Below are 20,722 nucleotides of genomic sequence, written 5' to 3'. Positions count from 1 at the left end.
ATCGAGGGGCGGCTCGAGGTCATCAAGGGCGACACGGTGGTCGCCGCCATCACCGAACCCGGCGCGGTGCTCGGCGAAATGTCGGTGCTGCTCGATCAGCCCCACACCGCGACCGTGCGCGCGGCGGCGGTCGCCGTCGTTTTCGAGAGCAAGGACGCGGCCTCGTTCCTGCGTCAGCAGCCCGGCGTCGCGCTGCTGATCGCCCGCATGCTGGCGCAGCGGCTCAATGCCGCCAACACCTATCTCGCCGACATCAAACGGCAATATGCCGGCCAAGGGAATCATCTGGCGATGGTCGGCGATCTCCTGCAGAGCATGATCAACCTGTCGCCGACGCAGGTCTCGCCAGGCTCGGATCGGCAATCCGACCCAAGGATGTGAGCCACGCCGGCGGATCTTCGATCCGCGCCGCCGGCCGATGCAGCGGCGCCTTGAGGTCGATGCATTGCGCATCGGCGGCGGATAGCCAGAAGGCCCTGCCGTCATCGATATCGAGCACGATATAGACCGGCGGGCGGCCCGGCTGCAGGCCGGTATTGAACGCCCAGGTGTCGCCGAGGCGGTCGAACCACGAGCCATCGGGGATGAAGGGCGATTGATGCACATGGCCCGAAATCACCATCGATGGCTGATAGTTCTTGATCCACTGCACCAGTTCGACGTCGCCGAAAAAGCGCTTGCCGCCCCAGCTGGTCGGGGAATCCGCCGGCGGCGCGTGATGCACCCAGATCCATCGCTTCAGCCGTACTTGGGCCGCCTCGCGAAGCTGGTCGTCGATCCGCTGCCTGACCAGCGGTCCGTCCCACCATGGACAGACCGTGAAGAGCGTGTCGCCGATAACAAGGTTGTCGCCGTCGCAGGCGACGCCGAGTTCGCGGACGTCGCTGATCCATCGCGAGATCTTTTCGCCCTCGGGACTGCGTTCGTCGAGATCATGATTGCCGGAGCACAGGATCACCCGGGTAATGCCGGACAACAGCTCGAGATACTTCTTCACCACGACGATCTGGGCGCGGAAGTCGACGAACGATCCGACGTCGAGCGCATCGCCGGCGAAGATGACGAGGTCGAAATTCGGCGCGGCGCTGAGCAGCCAGTCGAGTTGCGGCAATGAATAATGCAGATCAGCTACGACAAGGCAGCGCATATCGATTTGTCCAAATGCTTAAGGATTGGGCAAGCGGGAGCGCCTGCATTCAAACAATATTGGCAACGCAAGATTTGTGCCGCGCCGCTGGGGCGCGACAGATTCCCGCAGCCGCGACCGTTGTCGCCGGCGGGGTCAATGCGCTGGCGGAACAGACCGTCAGCCAGGTCGTCTCGATCCAGGCCGCGACCAACGCTGCGCTGAGCACGGAGGTCCAGGATTTCCTGGCCGCCTTCCGCGATCACGGTGGCGCGACAGGAGATCCGTAGGAGTACGGAGTCCCGTTAGCGCAAATTGTTAATGGCTGTCCGGCGACAACCGAACAATTCCTGGTTGTGACCAAAGGAAAGACGATGAATGGTTTTTCGCTTCGCCTGACCCACAAGATTACGTCAATCGGCGTGATCGGCGTGATCGGCGTCATCATGGTCGGCGGCATCCACTTTTATGGCGAGTCGGCACAGGCCCCCCTTCGAAATGCCGCGGCCAGTGCGCGGGAGATTTCGGAGCTTTCCAGCAAGATCGAGGTCGAACTGCTGGAGGGCCGGCGCGCAGAAAAGGATTTTCTGCTCCGCAACGATCCAAAAAAGGTCGATAGCCAGATCGAGTTTGGCAAAGCAGCCGCCGCCGATATCGACGTGTTGCGCGGGAAGATCGCCGCAAGCGGAAAGTCTGATCTGGTGCGACAGGTCGATGCCATGAGTGCGTCGCTGAAGCAGTACCAGGCGCATTTCGCTTCGGTCGTCGAAGAGAAACTCCGGCTCGGCCTGGATGAGAAGTCGGGCCTCGAGAGCCGCCTGCGCTCGTCCGTTCACGGTATTGAAGCACAAGTCAACGCACTAGACGAAGCCGCCCTTTTAAACACCATGTTGATGATGCGCCGCCACGAGAAGGATTTCATGCTGCGGCGCGACCGCAAATACGGCGACGAGATGAAAAAGCGAGCTTCGGAGTTTGCCGCCGGGATCGAAAGCGCGAACTTTCCAGCAGCCGCGAAAGCTGAGCTGAAGCAAAAGCTCGCTGATTATCAGCGTGACTTCTTTGCCTGGATGGACTCCGCAACAGCAGTTGCCGGCAAGTTGAAGGCGATGTCGGAGTCGTTCGCGGCGGTCGAGCCGGTCATCGAGACGATATCGAAGGCCGTCAACGACATGAGGGCCGAGTCCGAGCGGACGAATGAAGTGGTGCGCGACAATATCCAATGGCAGATCCTAAGCGCCATCGTGGTGATCGCGCTTGCCGTCCTGGGAGCCGGATTGTTTATCGGCAGGTCCGTTTCGAAGCCGTTGTCCGCGATGACCGGAGCGATGATGGATCTGGCAAAGGGTAATCTTGGAATACTACTGGCGGATACCGGCCGCAGCGATGAAATCGGAGAAATGTCGAAGGCGGTCTTGATCTTCAAGGACAATGCCATCGAAAAAGTCCGGCTCGAAGAAGCACAGAGGGTCGATCGGACCGCCGCGACGCGACGCCAGGAGGAGATCGACCAGTTGATCGGCTTCTTCGGCCGTAGCATGAGCGGCTCGTTCGAATCCCTGTCGGGCGCGTCCGCCGAAATGTCGCGGACATCGGGCTCGCTTGAAATCGCGGCGCAGACCACGGGAACCCAGGCAACGCAAGTGCTGGGCGAGGTTGAGCAGACCTCCCTTAACATTCAGACCGTGGCCGCGGCATCGCAGCAACTTTCGGCTTCGATCACCGAGATCGGCCGTCAGGCCAGCGAATCCGCCCGCGGGTCGACCGTCGCGATGCAGCAGGCCGATGACGTGGTCGCCAAGGTCGAGGAACTGCGGCATGCGGCCGAGCAGATCGGTGCCGTCGTGAAGCTGATCAACAGCATCGCGGGCCAGACCAATCTGTTGGCGCTGAATGCCACGATCGAGGCGGCGCGCGCGGGCGAGGCCGGACGCGGCTTCGCCGTTGTCGCCGGCGAGGTCAAGGCGCTGGCGGAACAGACCGCCAGGGCGACCAGCGACATTGCAAGTCAGGTCGCCTCTATCCAGGGCGCGACCAATGGGGCGGCCGAAGCGATCCAGGGCATCACCGCGACGATCCGCGGTGTCAACGAGACCGCAGTGGCAATTGCCACCGCCGTGGAGGAGCAGAGCGCAGCGACCCAGGAGATCGCGCGCAGCATCGAGTCCGTGACGGTCAACGCCGCCAGCATGACGCAAAGCATGGAGCAGGTGCAGGGCGCGGTTGACGAGACCGGTGGAAATGCCGCAGAGGTGAAGCGAACGTCCGCGGTGTTGTCAGCGGACACCGCGGCGCTGAGCACGGAGGTGATGGATTTCCTGGCCTCGCTTCGCGATCTCGGTGAGCACCGCCAACTGCGCGCGCTGGATGTCGATCTTCCGGCTACGGCTGTGGTAAACGGGAAAAGCGTCGCGGGCCGGGTGCTGAAGGTTTCGCCGGGCATGGCGTTGTTCGACGGACCGTTGCAAGTCGCGGCGGGCACCCTGCTGGAGTTGCGCATCGATACACTGGATCGCCCGCTGCAAGGTCGCTTCGTCGATCGCGTCGCCGCCGGTTGCCAGATCCAGCTGCTGCTCAACCATGGCCATCTGAGCTTCATGGAAGGCGCCATAACCCGCCTCGCAGCGGCATGAGCGCGGTATCGCTGCAATCGAAGCCACCGCGCGAGGTCACGGCGCCTGAGGCCGAGACGCGCCGCCGGGAAGCCGCCGACCAGACCCGGGATAAGCTCGCTGCGCTGGGCCGCGTGGCCGGCGGCGTGGCGCATGAGCTGAATAACCTGCTGCAACCGATCATTGGCCTGACACAATTGGAACTCGACTCGCTGCCGAGCGAGGGCTCCCTCGAGCAGAATGAGTCTCGCGAGAGTCTCGCAATGATCCTGGAAAGCGGTAACCAGGCGCGCAATCTGGTTCGCCAGATTTCGATGTTTGCCCGAAAGGCAAAACCGGAACTGGCACCTACGGATCTTCCCGCAGCCGTGAGCCGGATAGTCGCATCGTGTGGTAAATCGCTTCCGCCGGGCGTGAGCGTCGATTTGGTCATCGATGGTGGTGCGGCTGGCTTCGCAACCATCAATGAAGCCGAATTGGCAGAGCTCATGACCAATCTGGCCGCCAATGCGGCTCATGCCATGGACGGAAACGGTACTCTGACGATCCAGGTCGATCGCCTTGAATTGACGGAGGCTGCCTGCACGCTAGCGATCCCGGCCGGCGCCTATTTCAGGATATCCGTCGCCGATACCGGCCATGGCATGGATGCCGCGACCAGGGAACAGATCTTCGAGCCGTTCTTTACGACCAAGCCGGTCGGCCACATCGGTCTCGGACTCTCGATGGTCTACGGCGTGTTGCGCGACTGGAAGGGAGCTATCGCCATCGAAAGCTCCATCGGCGTCGGCAGCACCTTCTCGCTTTATATTCCCGTCACTGAAACCAGCTAACCGAGGAAAATGCCATGGCGCAAATTTTGTTGATCGACGACATGAAGGGCGTGCGTCGCGCCGTCTCCGCGGTGCTGAAGCGGGCAGGGCACGCCATCGTCGAGGCCGACGATAGCGGGGCTGGTCTCGAACTTTTGAAGAGCCAGCGTTTCGACCTCGTGATTACCGATATGCTGATGCCGACCCACGATGGCATGGAGGTACTGCTTTTCCTGGAGCAACAGCCCAATCGCCCCAGAGTCTTGGCGATCTCGGGCGGTGGCAGCCAGGTTCTTGCTGAAGAGGCCCTTATGCTCGCGCGCAGCAAGGCCGACGCAACGCTGGCAAAACCATTCGACAACGCCGATCTTCTCGCCGTGGTCGACAGGCTGCTCAAGGTCAACGCGTAATCGCAGCTCGCGGCCTAAGCGCGACATCGCGTTTCGACCGCCAGATCGCTTGTCCAGGGCCTGTACGGCAGGTGCAGGAACCGCCGGGGCCTGCTCTGGGCTCGTCCATCGTGAGGACGCCTTGACTGATCATTCCGATGCCTTGCCCGCCGCGAGATGGCGAAACCGCGTATCGCCGCGCGCGACGATGATCGCGGCGGTGACATGCCAATGGTATCGGCGCCGCCAGTGGAGCCAATAATGGAAAAGCCGGACCGCAAACTCCATGTCCTGGTGGCCGAAGACAATGAGATGAACCGGGTTCTGATCTCCAGATTGTTGTCCAGGCGGGGGCACCTGGCAGACCTGGTCGTCAATGGAGAGGAGGCTGTTGCCGCCGTGCAGCGCAAGACCTACGACCTTGTCCTCATGGATATGCATATGCCGAATATGGATGGCGTTACCGCGACCATGATGATCCGCGGACTGACCGGCCCAAAGCGCCTGGTGCCGATCATTGCATTGACCGGCAATGCACTGGCCGGCCAGCGAGAAGGCTGCCTAGCCGCGGGCATGGATGATTACCTTTCCAAACCATTCGAAGCCGCCGATTTCCATGCCATGATTGATCGATGGCATGTAGCGAAACAGCGCCCTCACAGTCCCGGCGCGACGGTGAGTCCGAGCGAGTGACGACTGGATCGCTTGGCGGTCGTGGCGTAACGGGGTGTCTTCCGGCTGACGGCGACCGATCAGGCTTTCGCCACCGCGTGCGAGAACACCACTTCGATCAGCGTGCCGGAATGCGGGCCGGTCTTGATCTGGAATTGCGCGCGGTTGGCTTCGACCAGCGCCTTGGTCAGCGACAGGCTGAGGCCGGAGCCGTCGGAGGACTGATCCGACGGCGCATGGTTGCGGAACGGCTCCATCGCGGCCGCGACCTCGTTGTCGTTGAGCCCGTGTCCGGTATCGCGGACCCGCAACACCACCTCGCCGAAATCCGACAGCGCGGTGGAGACGATGACCTGGCCGCCGGCATTGGCGAGATGGATCGAGTTGCCGATCAGGTTCAGCGTGATCTGGCGCAGCGCGCGGGCGTCGGCGATCACGGAAGGCAGCGCATGCGCCAGCGAGGTGCGGATGATGATGCGTTCGCGGTTGGCCTGCGGCTGCATCACCGCGACGCAGCTCTCCACCAGTTCGTTGAGGTTCTGGTTGACGAAGGCAAGATCGAGCTTGCCGGTCTCGATCCTCGAGAGATCGAGCAGGTCGTTGATGATGGCGATGACGCGCTCGCCGGAAGCGCGGACGTCCTTCATGTATTCGACGTAACGCTCGTTGCCGAGCGAGCCGAAGCGTTCGCCGATCATGACCTCGGAAAAGCCGATGATGGCGTTGAGCGGGGTGCGAACCTCGTGGCTGATCCGCGCCAGCATGTCGGCCTTGGCGTTGGCGGCGCGCTCGGCCAGCCGCCGCGCCTGCTGCAACTCGCTCTCGTTCTTGCGGGCCTGCGAAAGATCGCGAAACACCGCGAAGAAGTTCGGACCGTCGGGCCGGGTCCGCCCCATGGTCATCGACAGCGGGATGATGCCGCCGCCGCGCACGCGGCCCAGCATGTCGCGGCCGTGGTCGAGCAGGCTGGCGACGCCGGCGCCCTTGATGCTCTCCAGGTAATCCTGCACCACGCGCTGGCTTTCCGGCGCGAACATGTCGGAGAGATTGCGTTGCACGAGATCGGCGCCGTCGTAGCCGAACAGCGCCTCGGCGCTGCGGTTGCACGAGTTAATGTTGCCTTCGCCATCGAACATCACGATGCCTTCGGCGGTGGTGTCGAGAATGGCGCCGAGCTCCTCGGCATTGGCGTGACCGACGGCCGAAGGCTCGCTGGCCGGGACCGCTTGGGTGATGGCGGCGGCAATCGCGGCGCCTTCGCCTGCGGCGCCCGCGCAGATCAGCGCCAGCGCCGAATCTTCGTCCCACGCAATGGTGTAGAGGCGGGCGTCGGTTGACGGCGACGGCTCCCGTTCGGCCGATGGCTGGCTCGCGGAGATCGTCACCGGCGTGCCGGTATCGGACGTGCTTGAGGCGCTGGAGACGCCGGGTTCGACATAGAGCGCGTCGAGGCCGCCGGCCTCTTCGAGGGCGTACAGGCTGTCATAGCCGATCCGCGCCAGAAACGCCGAATTGGCATAGAGTAGCCGGTCAAGCCGGTAGATCAGGACGCCGACCGGTACGAGGTCGAGCAGCATCCTGTCGCGCCGGGTCTCGCCGCGCGCCGGCGGCTCGGGCTGCGCCAGCCACTGCGGTGCTTCTGCCGGCGCTACAGCTGTCGGTTCGGGCGCCGGGAGCGGCTCGACAATTTCAACAATATCATTGGGGGCGTCGTCAGGCATCGCCGCCGCGCCGGTTTCGCCCTCGAGCCGCGCCGATAATTGCCGGGCGAGCTCGTTGAAGGCGCTGTTTTCCACCGGGGTCAGGACAGGCGATTTCGGTTCGCTGATCGGGCGAAACGGCAGGACGTTCTTGAGCGTTTCGGAGCTTTCCACGGGCGTTTCCAAATCGGTTTGGTGTGAAGTCGGAGTGTCAATCAACGCTGGCAATTCAGGCGTACCTGACGGCGCAACAGCCTGGATGTCCGTTGGCTCCGCGGGCCCGTCGCCGGCGGGACCGGGCTGGACGATATCGGCGGAAAGCGGCTGCGGTGGCCGCGGGTTAAGGAATTCGTGGCGGCGCTGCGCTTCGAGCCGGGTCAGTCCGTCGAGATCGCGGCAAACCCCAAAACCGCGATAGCCCGCAAGCCTTCCGGTGTGATCGTAGATCGGCAGTCCCGTCAGCTCCACCGGCAACCGGCCGCCGCCATCGACCGGCCAGTCCAGGACGATGCCGCTCCAGGTGCTGCCGGTGGCGACCGCCTTGTCGACACGGCCGTCGGGATCGAGCCCGAACGACGCGGCGATGTCGCTCCAGCGCCGTCCGAATCCGGCGGCGGTGCGGGCGCCGATCAGGCGGATGAATTCATCTGAGCCGAGCGAGAAGTGGCCTTCGGCATCCATCTGCCACATGAAGCGCAGCGGGTGCTCGCGCGCGGTGGGTAGCTCGCCGGGCCATGACGGCGCGCTGGCGGGTTTTGGTTCGATTGCAGGTTCAACGACGGGATCAGGCGTCGCGGCTTCCACCGGCGCTTCGATCGGCGATGCCTCGACAGGGGGCATTTTGAGCTGCAACACCGACTGCAGGTCGATATCTTCCTTGAGCGGATCTTCGACGACAGGCGCGGCGGCCGGCGTCTCGTCAGGCTCCGCAAACTCGTCGATCAGCGCGAACTCGGCCGGAGCTTCGCCCGAGAGTGCCGGTCGTTCGTAGTCCGGTGCCGGCAGCTCCGCCGGCGGTGCGAACTGCTGCACGGGCTCGGGTGGCAGGGCAGCAACCGCCTCTGCTGACGATGCCTCGTCGATCAGGACGAACCCGGCGGGAGCCGCGTCCGAGATCGCCGGCTGTTCGTCATCAGGCACCGCTACAAACTCGGGAGCGACCGGGGCAGGCGCCGGCACCATCAGCGCAACCAGCCCGACATCCGCGCCGGTGCCGACGCGCTGCAGCACCATGTGGCCGATGCCGACCGGCGTCTCGACGCGGCCTTGGACCAGCGCGTTGCTGCGCGCCTCGTCGAGACCGGCTTCGGAGAGATTGCGGAAGCCGAGCAGCGGCCGCGCGGCGTCGCTGGCGCCGACGAACATGCCGTCACGCGCGAACGCCGCGATCGGCGAGTCGATGCCCTCGACCAGGCGCTGCAGCCGTTCGACCAGCGGCATCGCGCGGCCGGCCGATTCGGCGGCCGCGATCAGGATGCCGTGGTTGCCGTCGGCGAATTCGAGCCGCGCGCAACCGCAGGTCATCAGGGTGCCGAGCGGCGCACCGAAGCCGCGCAGCCGCTCCAGCCGGATCGCGCCGGTGGGCGACAGCCGTCCGGCGAGCTGCGCCACCTGGCGCCGGTGCTGGTCCGCAGGGCCGAAAATCCTGCCGGCCAGCACGGCGCCGTTGATTGCGCCGAACAAGCTGGCGCCGACCGGATTGGCCCACCAGATTCGCGTGCCGTCGATCGACCACAGCCAGACCGGCAGCGCGCTGGTGGCATGCACTGCCAGCCTCGGATCGCCAACGCCTCGCAACTGGAATTCCGCATTGTTCATCGTAGTGACATGGCTGACTGGTTGGGCCTTGGCTAAGACGATGGCAAAGAGTTCGGCGGCCAAACGATGACAGCCTTAACGAACCCTTAGTATCGCCCGCCGGCAAGGTCAGGTCCACGGTTTGCGGCCGCGGAGCCGCGCAAAGCCGAGATAACCTTAACCTGGCTGAACCTTGCGCCGGGCTTTGGCGTTGGACAGTTGCAAACGGCGTCCAGAGGTCCACGATGGGAACAGGCGGATGCCGTGTCATATCGGCAAGGCTAGCTGCGGATACCGGAACAGGGAGTAGGACCATGAGCGAACAAGGACGTGACCCTTTCGAGATTCCCAAGGAAATGCGATCGATGGCCGAGGCCGGCTTCGATCAGGCCCGTCAGGCCTTCGAGAAGTTCCTGAGCGGCGCGCAGGCGACCGCCGGAACCATCGAGGAGAAGCGGGAGGCGGCTGCCGCCGGCGCCAAGGACATCGGCGCCAAGGCGATGTCCTATGCCGAAAAGAACGTCCAGGCCTCGCTGAACTATGCGCAATCGCTGCTGCACGCCAAGGATCTGACCGAAATCATGCGGCTGCATACCGAATATGTGCAGGCGCAGATGCGGTCGCTGGCCGAGCAGGCCAGTGAGATGGGCCAGATCGTCAGCAAGGCGGCGATGGATGCCGCCAAGCCAAAAAGCTGAGCAAATACCGTCGGTTAGTTGATTTTTTTGGGTTCCGCAGCCGGAACGTGCGTTCGGCTGGGTACTGCTATGCGGCATTGCACTAAAAGTCGCGTTGCAATGCACCAAAACGGCATGCTAAGAGTGTCATATGTTGCCCAACGAAGGGCATTCCCGTTCTGCGTGATCAGTTCGACGTTTCTCCGGTGCGCGCCAGGAACGTACGAGGGGTCACATTTTTTCACCCAAAGCGAAGGATACAAGCATGGCCAATTCCGATCCTTTCTCTGCTTCCGTGATCCCGTTCGAAGTCCCCGAGCAGATGCGTGCGTTCGCCGAAAAGGGCGTCTCGCAGGCCCGCGACAGCTACGCCAAGTTCAAGGACGCCGCCGAGACCCATAACGGCACCATCGAGGCGGTGTTCACGACCGCCAGCAAGGGCGCCAGCGAATATTCCGCCAAGCTGATGGAAATCATGAAGGCCAACACCACCGCGAGCCTCGACTTCGCGCAGGAGCTGTTCAGCGTGAAATCGCCCACCGAGGCGATGGAGCTCTGGACCTCGCACGCGAAGAAGCAGTTCGAAACCTTCACCGCCCAGACCAAGCAGCTGGCCGAACTGAGCCAGAAGGTTGCGGCGGAAACCGCCGAGCCGATCAAGGCCAGCGCGTCGAAGCTGTTCAAGCCGGCCGCCTGACAGGCCCGTTTCGTCGTCCAGAAAAGCCCGGGCGGTCAGCCCGGGCTTTTTGTTGTGAACGGCGCTCAATCGGCGAGACTCGCGGGCTTTTTGCCCGGCAAACGCTGCAAAGCGTGAACTTTTATCGGTTCAGGACCGACCACCGCCGGGCATCCCACCGGCCTTGCCAAAGGGCGGCGTTGCACCTAGTTTCCGCCACGTTCGGCGACCCTGTTTTCAGGGCCCGCCAAGGATGCAGTTGTAGCTCAGTTGGTTAGAGCGCCTGCCTGTGGAGCAGGAGGTCGGTGGTTCGAGCCCACCCAACTGTACCAAGACGCATCACCAAGACGCATCCGGGCCTACGCCTCTTGTCCACGGCGACCTCCCACCCTGCGCTCGACCCCTGCTTGCCAATCCCCCGCGGTTCACCCACAATTCTGCCAATGCCTGTGGGGATTCCTGAGGGAATTTTTGGGAGGATTCATGTTTGCGCTCCGGTCCGGCACGTTTCAGTTTGGTTTGATGCTCGCGACCGCGCTTGCGGTTTCGACGTTGCCTGCCGCGGGCCAGGGCTATTCCCAGGAGCAGCAGCAGGCCTGTACCCCCGATGCGATGCGGCTGTGCAGCGCCTACATCCCGGACGTCGACCGCATCACGGTCTGCATGATCCAGAACAAATCCCAGCTTAGCCCGCCGTGCCGGGGGCATTTCCGGCCCGCGCCGTCCGCATTTGCCCCGGTCCATGCGGGAAGGCCTCTCGGCATCACGCCGGCAAAGGCGCGAAAGCCGGTGGCCGCCAAGGCGAAAAAGAAGCCCGCGAAGCCCGAGACAAGCTGATACGTGCGGATCGTATCGGATGGTCAATAAGCTGAAGTGAAGCAGCGCCTGCATGCCGGTGCCGCGCCGCTGGTGTGCCTGCTTGCCGATTGTTCCCCAGGCCGGCGTAAAAACCGACCCTTGCGACACCGTTGATCGTGCACATCTCCAATCTCAGGGGTGAGGAGAGATTCTGTGAGCAAACATTCCAGGAGAGAGCTCGATCGGCATTTTGCCTGGTTTCAGGACAAGCTTCCGCCGGGGCCGGCGCGATTCATCGGCTGGCTGCGCAAGCCGTCCTCGATCCTGGTGCGGATTCCGCTGGCGATCCTGCTGATGGTCGGGGGCATTTTCAGTTTTCTGCCGATCCTGGGACTCTGGATGCTGCCGCTCGGACTCGTTTTGTTCGCGCAGGATGTGCCCTTCCTGCAAACACCGATGGCCAATGCGCTGGGATGGATCGAACGCAAGTGGGATGCGCGGCAGCGTGCGAAAGCCGAGCGCGAACGCGTAAAAAATGCGCAATGACTCGGGTTCTGGCACCGTCGGGATTCGATTGTTGCCCCTGCTGCAGCGCATGGTGTGACTCAAAAGCCCACTCGGCCGACTAATCAGGGGCTTCCGTCCATTTGACGGTAAATTTTTCTTCCACGAATCAGCGCGCTGATTCATTTTCGCCATCTGGGGTCAATCTGGAGGCGAAGGTATGAACGTTATCGTTTTCGCATCGCGTAAAGGCGGCTCGGGAAAGAGTACCCTTGCCGCCCATCTCGCTGCGCATGTCCATAAGGTTACGAAGCCGTGTCTGCTTGTCGATGCCGATCCGCAGGGGTCATTGACACTCTGGCACAAGCTGCGCGGCACCAACGAACCCACGATCAAGACCGCCGTCAATTCCGTCAGCGGGATCGTGGCTGCCGCCAAGCGCGACGGCTTCGAATGGGTATTCATCGATACGCCGCCGAATTTGTCGGCCGTGGTCGACGATGCCATCAAGAACGCGACCATGGTGATCATTCCGGCGCGGCCGGGTGTGTTCGACGTCAACGCCGTGCAGGAAACCATTCAGACCTGCCGCGCCGCGCGCAAGCCCTATGCCGTCGTGATCAACGGCGCGCCGGCACGCCGTGACGAAGCGGAGAGCCCGATCGTCACCATCGCGCGCGAAGCGCTGGCCAAGTTCCGCGCGCCGGTATGGGGCGGGCAGATCACCAACCGCGCCGATCTCCTGATGGCGCTCAGCCATGGCGAAGGCGCGCGCGAGTATGATGCCGAGGGTCGCGCGGCGGCGGAAATCAGCCGGCTATGGGCTGCGATCGAACGCTCGGTGAAGGCCATTCGCGGCAATGGATCCGCGACCGGCGCGATGCACAAGCAGCAGGCGGCATAGTTCTGCCGCACTGCCAGGTTGACAAAGAACGCGCGGCCTCCGCGCGTTTTTCTGTTGCGCTTACCTTCCCCCTCCAGGGCAGGGCGAAGATCGCTTCTTCACGCCACCATCAGCATGTAGAAAATGATCACCGGTGACAGGCACAGGATCACCGACCAGACGCCGACCGCCCAGAGAATGTCCTGGACAGAAAAACCCTGGACGGAAAAGCCCTGAGGTTCAGGAAAAGTATTGTTCTCGATGTTCATGACGCCCCCGCGTTTTTTGCTTTTGTGGGGGTTATTGATACAGCCGGAATTTTAAAAAGCCGGCCGCGATTTCGCTCGCATTTGACCACAAGTGCTACCGTCGATTAACGACGATGAGCACTTGGGGGCTTCAGCTCATCAGCAGGCGGAACGCCAGCACCGGCGACAGGCCGAGGATGGCGGCCCACAGGCCGAAAGACGACACCAGCCAAACGTCCTGCATTCGCCGGGCCCGCGCGCAAACCGGATATTTGGTATTCGTGATGGATTGAGTGGTCATTGGCTTCCCCCGTTTTTGTTATGGGGATTCAATAAGCCTCAAACTCTAAAAACGGCGCCTCGCTATCTGCTGAATTTGAACGGTCGGTTTCACCTGATATTAACCAGCGGAATTGAACGGGTTCATTGCGGGGCTGCGGCGCCTTCAACGCACGCACCTTGCATCCCTCTCCGCAAGGCCGAGATTGCAGATACGCGGCGCCCCAGCTAGGCCGCGCGGGTTGCCGCCGCCGCTCGTCGCTGGATCTCGGCGTCGAGCCGCGCCGCCAGGGCGATGCTCACTTCCACCATCGGCAGGCGGATTTCGGCGCGCTCGATCAGCCCGGTCCGTGCCAGCCAGTACTTGGCCGGCGCCGGGCTCGGCTCGGCGAACAACAGGCTGGTGAGCTCGGAAAGGCCTTGCCAGCATGCGAGCGCGGCGTCGCGGTTGCCTTCGCGCCAATGCGCCTGCACCGCCGCGAAGCTGGCGGTCTCGATGTGAGCCGACAGCAGGATGGCGCCATCGGCGCCGTCGGTGAGCGCCTCGTGATAGTGCGCATCCTCGCCGGTCAGGACCCGAAAGCCGGCCGGCCGCTGCCTGAGCAGTTCGATCGACCGCGCGCGGTCGGCGCCGCAATCCTTCAGGCCGACGATGTTGCGATGTTCGGCGAGCCGCAGCAGGGTGTCGTTGTCGATACTGACCGCGGTCCGGTAGGGGATGTTGTAGAGCACGATCGGCCACGCGGCATGGTCCGCCAGCGCGGTAAAGTGCTGCAGCAGACCGCGTTGCGACGGCCGCGTGTAATAGGGGCTGGCAATCAGGTAGCCGTCGATCGGCCAGTCCGCCGTCTCATCCAGCGCATCCAGCATCTTCGAGGTGCCGGCGCCCGACAGCCCGAGGCAGACCGGCAGCGTGCGTCCGCCGTCGGCGATGCCGTCGCGGACCAGTGCGACGACCCGCTCCAGTTCGGCCATGCCGAGCGTCATGCCTTCGCCCGAGGTGGCCGCCAGGATCAAGCCGTCGACCGGTCCGGCCGCGTAATGTCCGGCCAGCCGGCGCAGCGATGCCTCGTCCAGTTCGCCGTCGCGGAACGGCGTCACGAGGGGCAGCCACAGGCCCTGCAATTGCGATCGAAGGTCGGTCATGGGTCCATCTCCTTGGGGTGAGCCGGAGACGGGACAATAAAAAAACCCCGTCCAGACGGCGGGGTTTTGAGGATCGTGTGAGCGTAATGTCTATCGCGCCCGTCGATCTCCAGTCCCCGGAAGGGAACCGTTTTTCGACAGCGTCAGCTTGCACGAAATCGCGATCATCGGAAGATGATGATCGGCAAACGCAAAACTGTCAACGACGAGAGCTGCAACCGCGTGTGAACGTCGTAGGCAAAAAAAAAGCCGGGCTCGAACGAGCCCGGCTTAAGGTATTGGCCACGTGAGGCCGACACAATCACCTTCCAAGAGGGATTACTGAGCGCTCGCGCCACTGGAGGAGGGGGACAAATGCGCAACACGAATTCTCAGCGTGTAGACATTATGATCCGCGTTGGTGCCTCGCAGCAACCGTCCCAGTCGCATGTCAGTCATGCGGAGTCCGGGGTTCAAGAAAGCCGGCAGACTACGACGGCCAGCGCTGCGCCATGCTGACCACGAAATCGCGGAACACCTGTACCCGCGCCACCGACTTCAACTCTTCGGGATACACAAAATAGGTATCGAGCTGGATCGAGTCCGACTCGCCGAACAGCTGCACCAGTCGGTTGTTTTCCTCGACCAGATAGTCCGGCAAGGCGGCGATGCCGAGGCCCTGCTGGCAGGCGCGCACCAGACCGAGGATGTTGTTGACCTTGAAATACGACTCGCGCGGGCCGGCGCCGTTGCGGCCGGCCTCGACCAGCCAGTTGCGGTTCTGCAGATGTGGCGCGATCTGGCCGTCGGTCAGCGTGATGATGCGGTGCGCATCAAGCTCGTCGAGGGTGCGCGGGGTGCCGAAGCGCTTGATGTATTCCGGCGAACAGTAGGCGTGGAAGCCCATCGCGAACAGCTTGCGCTGGATCAGGTCGGGCTGCGTCGGCTTGCGGGTACGAATCGCGACGTCGGCCTCGCGCATCGACAGGTCGAGTTCCTCGTCGGTTACGATCAGCTGGATCCGGATCTCCGGATAAAGCGCGGTGAATTCGCCGAGCCGCGGAATCAGCCAGTTGATGCCGACCCCCGGGGTGGTCGTGATCTTGAGATCACCGCTCGGCCGCTCGCGGCTGTCGGTGAGCTTGGCGCGCGCCGCCTGCAGCTGCATAAACACGTCATGCGCGGTGCGAAACAGCAGGTCGCCCTGCTCGGTGAGGATCAGGCCGCGCGCATGGCGATGGAACAGCGACACCGAGAGCTCCTGCTCCAGCGCGCTGACCTGCCGTGATACGGCCGATTGCGACAGCCCAAGCTGCTCGCCGGCATGCGTGAAGCTGCCTGCTTCCGCCGCCGCGTGAAACACCTTCAGCTTGTCCCAATCCATATCGGTAAATCCATCGCGGGGTCGAGATCTGGGCATGATTATTCCGCCGCCGCGCGGTCGCTGGCGCGTAGCGCGAGAAAGCGTTCGGCCTCGAGGGCGGCCATGCAGCCGAGGCCGGCGGCGGTGACCGCCTGCCGCCAGGTTTCGTCGGCGACATCGCCGGCGGCGAACACACCCGGTACCGAGGTCGCGGTCGAGTTCGCCGCCACCTCGACATAACCCGAGGGTTTCAGCTTGACCTGGCCGAGCACCAGTTCGGTCGCCGGTGCATGTCCGATCGCGATGAAGACGCCGTCGGCCGCAAGCTCGGTCAGGGTGCCGGTCTTGACGTTTTTGAGCCTGACATGGGTGACCTTGCCCGGGTTCTCGGTGCCGCAGATCTCGTCGATGGCCGAGTCCCACACCACCTTGATCTTGGGGTGCTTGAACAGGCGATCCTGCAGGATGCGCTCGGCGCGGAAATGATCGCGGCGGTGCACGACGGTCACCTGCGACGCGAAGTTGGTCAGGAACAGCGCTTCCTCGACCGCGGTGTTGCCGCCGCCGACCACGATCACTTCCTTGCCGCGGTAGAAAAATCCATCGCAGGTCGCGCAGGCCGAGACGCCAAAGCCCTTGAATTTTTCTTCCGACGGGGTGCCGAGCCAGCGCGCCTGCGCGCCGGTGGCGAGAATGACGGTTTCGGCGAGATAGACGTCGCCGCTGTCGCAGGTCAGGCGGAACGGTCGCTCTGCCAGTTCGAGCCTGGTGACGAGATCGGTGACCATCTTGGTGCCGACATGGGCGGCCTGCTTTTCCATCTGCTCCATCAGCCACGGCCCCTGGATCACATCCGCAAAACCCGGATAGTTCTCCACGTCGGTGGTGATGGTGAGCTGACCGCCGGGCTGCATGCCCTGAATCAGCACCGGTTCGAGCATCGCGCGCGCGGCATAGATCGCCGCGGTGTATCCGGCCGGGCCGGATCCGATGATGACGACTTTGGCATGGATGGGCGCAGGCATAGGGCAGGTCCACTCTTAAGGGAGTTTGGCCAGCGCTCGAGCGAAAAGTGCCTTGAAAGGCGTCACGCCGTCGCTGAAAGTGTCAAATCCAAGATAGGGCATCTGGCAAGCTATGCAAGAATTGCAATCCATATCCGCGAATTTTCCCTGTGAGGTGGAATAATGATGCACTGCACGCGCAATAAAATTGCGCAAGCCGCGCAACCTGCGCTAAGAGTGTTGCCGATACTCATCCCACCAGCCGCATCAGCCAGGACCAGGACCCGCGTGTCGAAGAATCTTGACGAAATCGACCTCAAAATCCTCGCCGAAATCCAGGCCGACGGCCGAATCACCAATGTCGAATTGGCCAGACGCGTCGGCATTTCGCCGCCGCCCTGCCTGCGCCGGGTTCGGACGCTGGAGGAAGCCGGCTATATCCGGGGTTATCGCGGGCTGCTGGATCCGCGCCGGCTCGGTTTCGATGTTACGGTGTTCGCCTCGGTGCACCTGTCCAGCCAGACCGATGCCGACCTGCGCGCGTTCGAAGAATTCGTGCGCGCCGAGCCTTTGGTGCGGGAATGCTGGATGCTGTCGGGCGAGGTCGACTTCATCCTGAAATGCGTCGCGCCCGACATGTCGACGTTTCAGGATTTCGTCACCCGCCTGACCGCCGCGCCGCATGTCCGCAACGTCCGGACCTCGCTGGTGCTGCACAATTCGAAATACGAAGCCGCGGTGCCGCTGGAACTGAAAGTGCCGGGCTAGGGCACATCGGTTGAGGCGTCGTCATTGCGAGGAGTGGAGCGACGAAGCAATCCCCTTTGTTGCAAGATGGATTGCTTCGCTTCGCTCGCAATGACGGATCAGAACGCCGTTACGACTTCTTCCGCATCATGGCGTCGAGGCTGTAGGGTCCACCGCCTGAAGTCGATAGATAGAGGCAGGCGAAGCAGAACAGGATCGCGAGTGTGCCGCCGTTGATGAGCGGGAAAAATCCCCTCGGCGAGTGACCGATGAAATAAGCAAAGGCCATCTCGCCGGCAAGAATGAAGGCGACAGGCCGTGTGAACAGTCCGAGCATCAAAAGAGCGCCCAGGATCAACTCAATTGCACCGGCGGCGCCGGATAGCGACATCAATTCCACCTTGTTGAGGAAGGCGTAAGAATTACCCTGCGGAATGACTGGAAACTTCAGTATCTTCGCGACGCCGAATTGAAACAGCAGCAAGCCGGTGATGAAGCGAAACAGGCTGAGCGCCGTCGACTGCCATTTCGCAAGCATCTTGTCGATTTGGTCCATGATGTATCCCCCAAAGTTTGAGCCGCGAACAATTCGTATCGCGTCGCGGCGTCGAGGGAAAGCGCTTCGCGGCAAGAAATCCACGACCTATCGCAAAGCAGCATCGGACTGATGCCGGCCGGGCGCGGGATCGCTCACGCGAAATTGTGTTGCCGACCGGACAATGAAAAGGCCGGGAAATATCCCGGCCTGTCTCAACTGTCAGAATTCGAAAACGCGCGATCAACGCCACTCGACCTTGGTGATCTCGTAGGCCTTGGCGCCGCCGGGGGCGACGACTTCCACCGACGCGCCCTTCTTCTTGCCGATCAGCGCGCGCGCCAGCGGCGAGGTGATGGAGATGCGGCCCTTCTTGGCGTCGGCCTCCGGCTCGCCGACGATCTGCCACACGGCTTTCTTGTCGGTGTCTTCGTCGACCAGCGTGACGGTCGCGCCGAACTTGATGGTGTCGCCGGAGAGTTTCGAGATGTCGATGATATCGGCGCGCGCGAGCTTGTCCTCGAGCTCGGCAATGCGGCCCTCATTGTGCGACTGCTCTTCCTTCGCGGCGTGATATTCAGCGTTCTCCGAAAGGTCGCCATGCGAGCGCGCCTCGGCAATGTGCTCGATGATCCGCGGACGGTCCACCGACTGGCGCTGCTTCAACTCGACTTCGAGGGCGGCATAGCCGCCCGCGGTCATCGGAACCTTTTCCATCATAGCTCTTCGTCCTTCAACTTCATGCGGACCAATCCGCGGCACGCATAAACGCCGAAACAGAACACCCTCATGGCTGGCGAGTTCCAGTCATGCCGGATTCATTACCGATCCATTGCCGGGCGCGGGCGCCCGGTCAAACGATCAGGTTTCGGAAAAGTAACTCTGCAGCGTGCGGACCTCAAGGTCCCCGCCCAGATAGGCGCGGATCCCCTGCGCGGCTGCCACGGCACCCGAAAGAGTGGTGTAATATGGCACTTTATGCAAGAGGGCAGCGCGGCGCAACGACCGGCTGTCGGCCAGCGCCTGCGGCCCTTCGGTGGTATTGAAGACCAGCTGGATGTCGCCGTTCATGATGGCGTCGACGATATGCGGCCGACCCTCCAGCACCTTGTTCACCTTCTCGGTCGGCACCCCGCTGTCGGCGAGAAAACGCTGGGTACCGGAGGTCGCCATCACCTTGAAGCCCAGCGAGTGCAGCAGCCGCACCGCCTCCAGGATCCTGAACTTGTCGATCTCCCGGACCGAGACGAACACCGTGCCCTTGCGCGGCACACGGGTGCCGCCGCCGAGCTGGCTCTTGGCGAACGCCACCTCGAACGAGCGGTCGATGCCCATCACCTCGCCGGTCGATCGCATCTCCGGGCCGAGCACGGTATCGACGCCGGGGAAGCGGGCGAACGGAAATACCGATTCCTTGACGCCGACATGGTCGAGCTTGCGCTTCTTCAAATTGAAGTCCGCCAGCTTCTCGCCGGCCATGATTCGCGCCGCGATCTTCGCCACCGGCATGCCCATCACCTTGGCGACGAACGGCACGGTGCGGGAAGCCCGCGGATTGACCTCGAGCACATAGATGTCGCCGTCCTTGATGGCGTATTGCACGTTCATCAATCCGACCACGTCGAGGCCGAGTGCGAGTTCGCGGGTCTGCCGCTCCAGCTCCGATATCATCGCTGTATCCAGCGAATGCGGCGGCAGCGAGCAGGCGCTATCGCCGGAGTGGATGCCGGCTTCCTCGATGTGTTCCATGATGCCGACGATGAAGGTGTCCTTGCCGTCGCACAGGCAGTCGACGTCGATCTCGATGGCGTCGGAGAGATAACGGTCGAACAGCAGCGGATTGGTGCCGAGCACGGTATTGATCTGGCCGGTCTTGTCGTTGGGATAGCGCGCCTTGACGTCGCCGGGCACGAGCTCCGGCAAGGTGCCGAGCAGATAGTCGCTGAGCTGGTTGTCCTCACGGATGATCTGCATGGCGCGGCCGCCGAGCACATAGGACGGGCGCACCACCAGCGGCAGGCCGAGATCGGCCGCCACCAGCCGCGCCTGCTCGACCGAATAGGCGATGCCGTTCTTCGGCTGCTTCAGTCGCAACTTGTCGAGCACGCGCTTGAAGCGGTCGCGGTCCTCGGCGAGGTCGATGGCGTCGGGTGAGGTGCCGAGGATCGGCACATTGGCCGCTTCCAGCGCGCGCGCGAGCTTCAGCGGGGTCTGGCCGCCGAACTGCACGATCACGCCGTGCAGCGTGCCGTTCTTGCGTTCGGTGGCGATGATCTCCAGCACGTCTTCCGCAGTCAGCGGCTCGAAATACAGCCGGTCCGCGGTGTCGTAGTCGGTCGACACCGTTTCCGGATTGCAGTTGATCATGATGGTTTCATAACCGGCATCATGCAGCGCGAAGCAGGCGTGGCAGCAGCAGTAATCGAACTCGATGCCCTGGCCGATCCGGTTCGGGCCGCCGCCGAGAATGATGACCTTCCTGGCGTCGGTCGGCGCGCTCTCGTCGGCCATCGCGCCCGCGAACGGCGATTCATAGGTCGAATACATATAGGCGGTGGGCGAAGCGAACTCGGCGGCGCAGGTGTCGATGCGCTTGAACACCGGGCGAACCCCGAGCGCCTGGCGCTGTGCCGTGACCTCGGCCTCGGTGGCCTGGGTCAGCACCGCCAGCCGTGCGTCGGAAAATCCCATGGCCTTCAGGGTCCGCATGCCGAACGCATGTGCGGGCAGGCCGCTCTGCTTGATCTTGCTTTCCATCTCGACGATGCCGCGCAT

At 63.0% G+C, this 20,722-nt stretch carries 22 protein-coding genes and 1 tRNA gene; 13 read left to right on the top strand and 10 right to left on the bottom strand.

Annotation, left to right across the window (positions count from 1 at the left end; all coding sequences use genetic code 11):
• Window positions 1-381, top strand: a 381-nt coding sequence (locus tag Q8N40_RS26230; protein WP_305713879.1) for a cyclic nucleotide-binding domain-containing protein, incomplete at its 5' end; no start/stop codon positions are given.
• Here the strand turns inward: Q8N40_RS26230 and Q8N40_RS26225 are convergent.
• A complete protein-coding gene (locus Q8N40_RS26225) occupies window positions 320-1,147 on the bottom strand; it encodes a metallophosphoesterase (protein WP_305713878.1) in 828 nt (275 codons plus the stop codon). The genes Q8N40_RS26230 and Q8N40_RS26225 overlap by 62 nt on opposite strands.
• Window positions 1,148-1,206: 59 nt before the next feature.
• On the opposite strand from Q8N40_RS26225, the gene Q8N40_RS26220 reads away from it, so the two are divergent.
• The 5 genes from Q8N40_RS26220 (at window position 1,207) to Q8N40_RS26200 (ending at window position 5,632) form a co-directional block, all read left to right on the top strand.
• Complete coding sequence (locus tag Q8N40_RS26220; protein WP_305713877.1) at window positions 1,207-1,416, top strand: hypothetical protein; 210 nt, start codon at window positions 1,207-1,209, stop codon at window positions 1,414-1,416.
• Between the two features lie 84 nt (window positions 1,417-1,500).
• Window positions 1,501-3,759 carry a methyl-accepting chemotaxis protein gene (locus tag Q8N40_RS26215; RefSeq protein ID WP_305713876.1) on the top strand — a complete coding sequence of 753 codons (2,259 nt, stop codon included), beginning with the start codon at window positions 1,501-1,503 and terminating at the stop codon, window positions 3,757-3,759.
• A complete protein-coding gene (locus tag Q8N40_RS26210) occupies window positions 3,756-4,571 on the top strand; it encodes a sensor histidine kinase (RefSeq protein WP_305713875.1) in 816 nt (271 codons plus the stop codon). The genes Q8N40_RS26215 and Q8N40_RS26210 overlap by 4 nt, the downstream gene beginning before the upstream one ends.
• Window positions 4,572-4,585: 14 nt before the next feature.
• Window positions 4,586-4,960 (top strand): response regulator, encoded by a 375-nt coding sequence (locus tag Q8N40_RS26205; RefSeq protein ID WP_305713874.1) that lies wholly within the window; start codon window positions 4,586-4,588, stop codon window positions 4,958-4,960.
• Between the two features lie 156 nt (window positions 4,961-5,116).
• Window positions 5,117-5,632, top strand: coding sequence for a response regulator (locus Q8N40_RS26200; protein ID WP_305713873.1), 516 nt, complete (start codon window positions 5,117-5,119; stop codon window positions 5,630-5,632).
• Window positions 5,633-5,691: 59 nt separating this feature from the next.
• Here the strand turns inward: Q8N40_RS26200 and Q8N40_RS26195 are convergent, their stop codons facing one another.
• Window positions 5,692-9,129: a PAS domain-containing protein gene (locus Q8N40_RS26195; RefSeq protein WP_305713872.1), complete on the bottom strand. Its 3,438-nt coding sequence runs from the start codon at window positions 9,127-9,129 to the stop codon at window positions 5,692-5,694.
• Between the two features lie 293 nt (window positions 9,130-9,422).
• On the opposite strand from Q8N40_RS26195, the gene Q8N40_RS26190 reads away from it, so the two are divergent.
• The 6 genes from Q8N40_RS26190 to Q8N40_RS26165 all read left to right on the top strand — a co-directional run bounded on the left by Q8N40_RS26190 (window position 9,423) and on the right by Q8N40_RS26165 (window position 12,667).
• A complete protein-coding gene (locus Q8N40_RS26190) occupies window positions 9,423-9,806 on the top strand; it encodes a phasin (RefSeq protein ID WP_305318589.1) in 384 nt (127 codons plus the stop codon).
• Window positions 9,807-10,050: 244 nt separating this feature from the next.
• The gene (locus tag Q8N40_RS26185; protein ID WP_305318588.1) at window positions 10,051-10,482 is read left to right on the top strand and encodes a phasin; all 432 of its coding nucleotides are present in this window, start codon (window positions 10,051-10,053) and stop codon (window positions 10,480-10,482) included.
• Between the two features lie 234 nt (window positions 10,483-10,716).
• Window positions 10,717-10,793: transfer RNA gene (locus Q8N40_RS26180), tRNA-His, on the top strand.
• A 151-nt stretch (window positions 10,794-10,944) separates the two neighbouring features.
• The gene (locus Q8N40_RS26175) at window positions 10,945-11,298 is read left to right on the top strand and encodes a hypothetical protein (RefSeq protein ID WP_305318587.1); all 354 of its coding nucleotides are present in this window, start codon (window positions 10,945-10,947) and stop codon (window positions 11,296-11,298) included.
• Between the two features lie 174 nt (window positions 11,299-11,472).
• Window positions 11,473-11,805 carry a hypothetical protein gene (locus Q8N40_RS26170; protein WP_305318586.1) on the top strand — a complete coding sequence of 111 codons (333 nt, stop codon included), beginning with the start codon at window positions 11,473-11,475 and terminating at the stop codon, window positions 11,803-11,805.
• A 178-nt stretch (window positions 11,806-11,983) separates the two neighbouring features.
• Window positions 11,984-12,667: a ParA family protein gene (locus Q8N40_RS26165; RefSeq protein WP_304739475.1), complete on the top strand. Its 684-nt coding sequence runs from the start codon at window positions 11,984-11,986 to the stop codon at window positions 12,665-12,667.
• Between the two features lie 98 nt (window positions 12,668-12,765).
• On the opposite strand, the gene Q8N40_RS26160 is transcribed toward Q8N40_RS26165, so the two are convergent.
• The 5 genes from Q8N40_RS26160 to trxB form a co-directional block, all read right to left on the bottom strand.
• On the bottom strand, window positions 12,766-12,915 hold the full coding sequence (locus Q8N40_RS26160; protein WP_305318585.1) for a hypothetical protein: 150 nt from the start codon (window positions 12,913-12,915) through the stop codon (window positions 12,766-12,768).
• A gap of 130 nt (window positions 12,916-13,045) precedes the next feature.
• Complete coding sequence (locus Q8N40_RS26155; protein WP_305318584.1) at window positions 13,046-13,195, bottom strand: hypothetical protein; 150 nt, start codon at window positions 13,193-13,195, stop codon at window positions 13,046-13,048.
• Between the two features lie 206 nt (window positions 13,196-13,401).
• Window positions 13,402-14,319 carry a 4-hydroxy-tetrahydrodipicolinate synthase gene (gene dapA / locus Q8N40_RS26150; RefSeq protein WP_305713871.1) on the bottom strand — a complete coding sequence of 306 codons (918 nt, stop codon included), beginning with the start codon at window positions 14,317-14,319 and terminating at the stop codon, window positions 13,402-13,404.
• Window positions 14,320-14,788: 469 nt separating this feature from the next.
• Entirely contained in the window at window positions 14,789-15,682 is an 894-nt protein-coding gene (locus Q8N40_RS26145) for a LysR family transcriptional regulator (RefSeq protein ID WP_305318604.1), read from the bottom strand.
• Between the two features lie 38 nt (window positions 15,683-15,720).
• Entirely contained in the window at window positions 15,721-16,686 is a 966-nt protein-coding gene (gene trxB / locus Q8N40_RS26140; protein WP_305318582.1) for a thioredoxin-disulfide reductase, read from the bottom strand.
• A 267-nt stretch (window positions 16,687-16,953) separates the two neighbouring features.
• Between trxB and Q8N40_RS26135 the strand changes: the two genes are divergently transcribed.
• Entirely contained in the window at window positions 16,954-17,433 is a 480-nt protein-coding gene (locus Q8N40_RS26135) for an Lrp/AsnC family transcriptional regulator (protein ID WP_305713870.1), read from the top strand.
• Window positions 17,434-17,542: 109 nt separating this feature from the next.
• Here the strand turns inward: Q8N40_RS26135 and Q8N40_RS26130 are convergent, their stop codons facing one another.
• The 3 genes from Q8N40_RS26130 to carB all read right to left on the bottom strand — a co-directional run.
• On the bottom strand, window positions 17,543-17,959 hold the full coding sequence (locus Q8N40_RS26130; protein WP_305318603.1) for a DoxX family protein: 417 nt from the start codon (window positions 17,957-17,959) through the stop codon (window positions 17,543-17,545).
• A gap of 231 nt (window positions 17,960-18,190) precedes the next feature.
• On the bottom strand, window positions 18,191-18,667 hold the full coding sequence (greA, locus tag Q8N40_RS26125; protein WP_079538496.1) for a transcription elongation factor GreA: 477 nt from the start codon (window positions 18,665-18,667) through the stop codon (window positions 18,191-18,193).
• Between the two features lie 141 nt (window positions 18,668-18,808).
• Window positions 18,809-20,722, bottom strand: a 1,914-nt coding sequence (gene carB / locus Q8N40_RS26120) for a carbamoyl-phosphate synthase large subunit (protein WP_305713869.1), incomplete at its 5' end; no start/stop codon positions are given.

Origin of the sequence: Bradyrhizobium sp. (assembly GCF_030693485.1) — a bacterium.
Lineage (GTDB): Bacteria > Pseudomonadota > Alphaproteobacteria > Rhizobiales > Xanthobacteraceae > Bradyrhizobium.
Note: the sequence above shows the minus strand (reverse complement) of the source record. Positions and strands in the feature narration are given on the sequence as shown.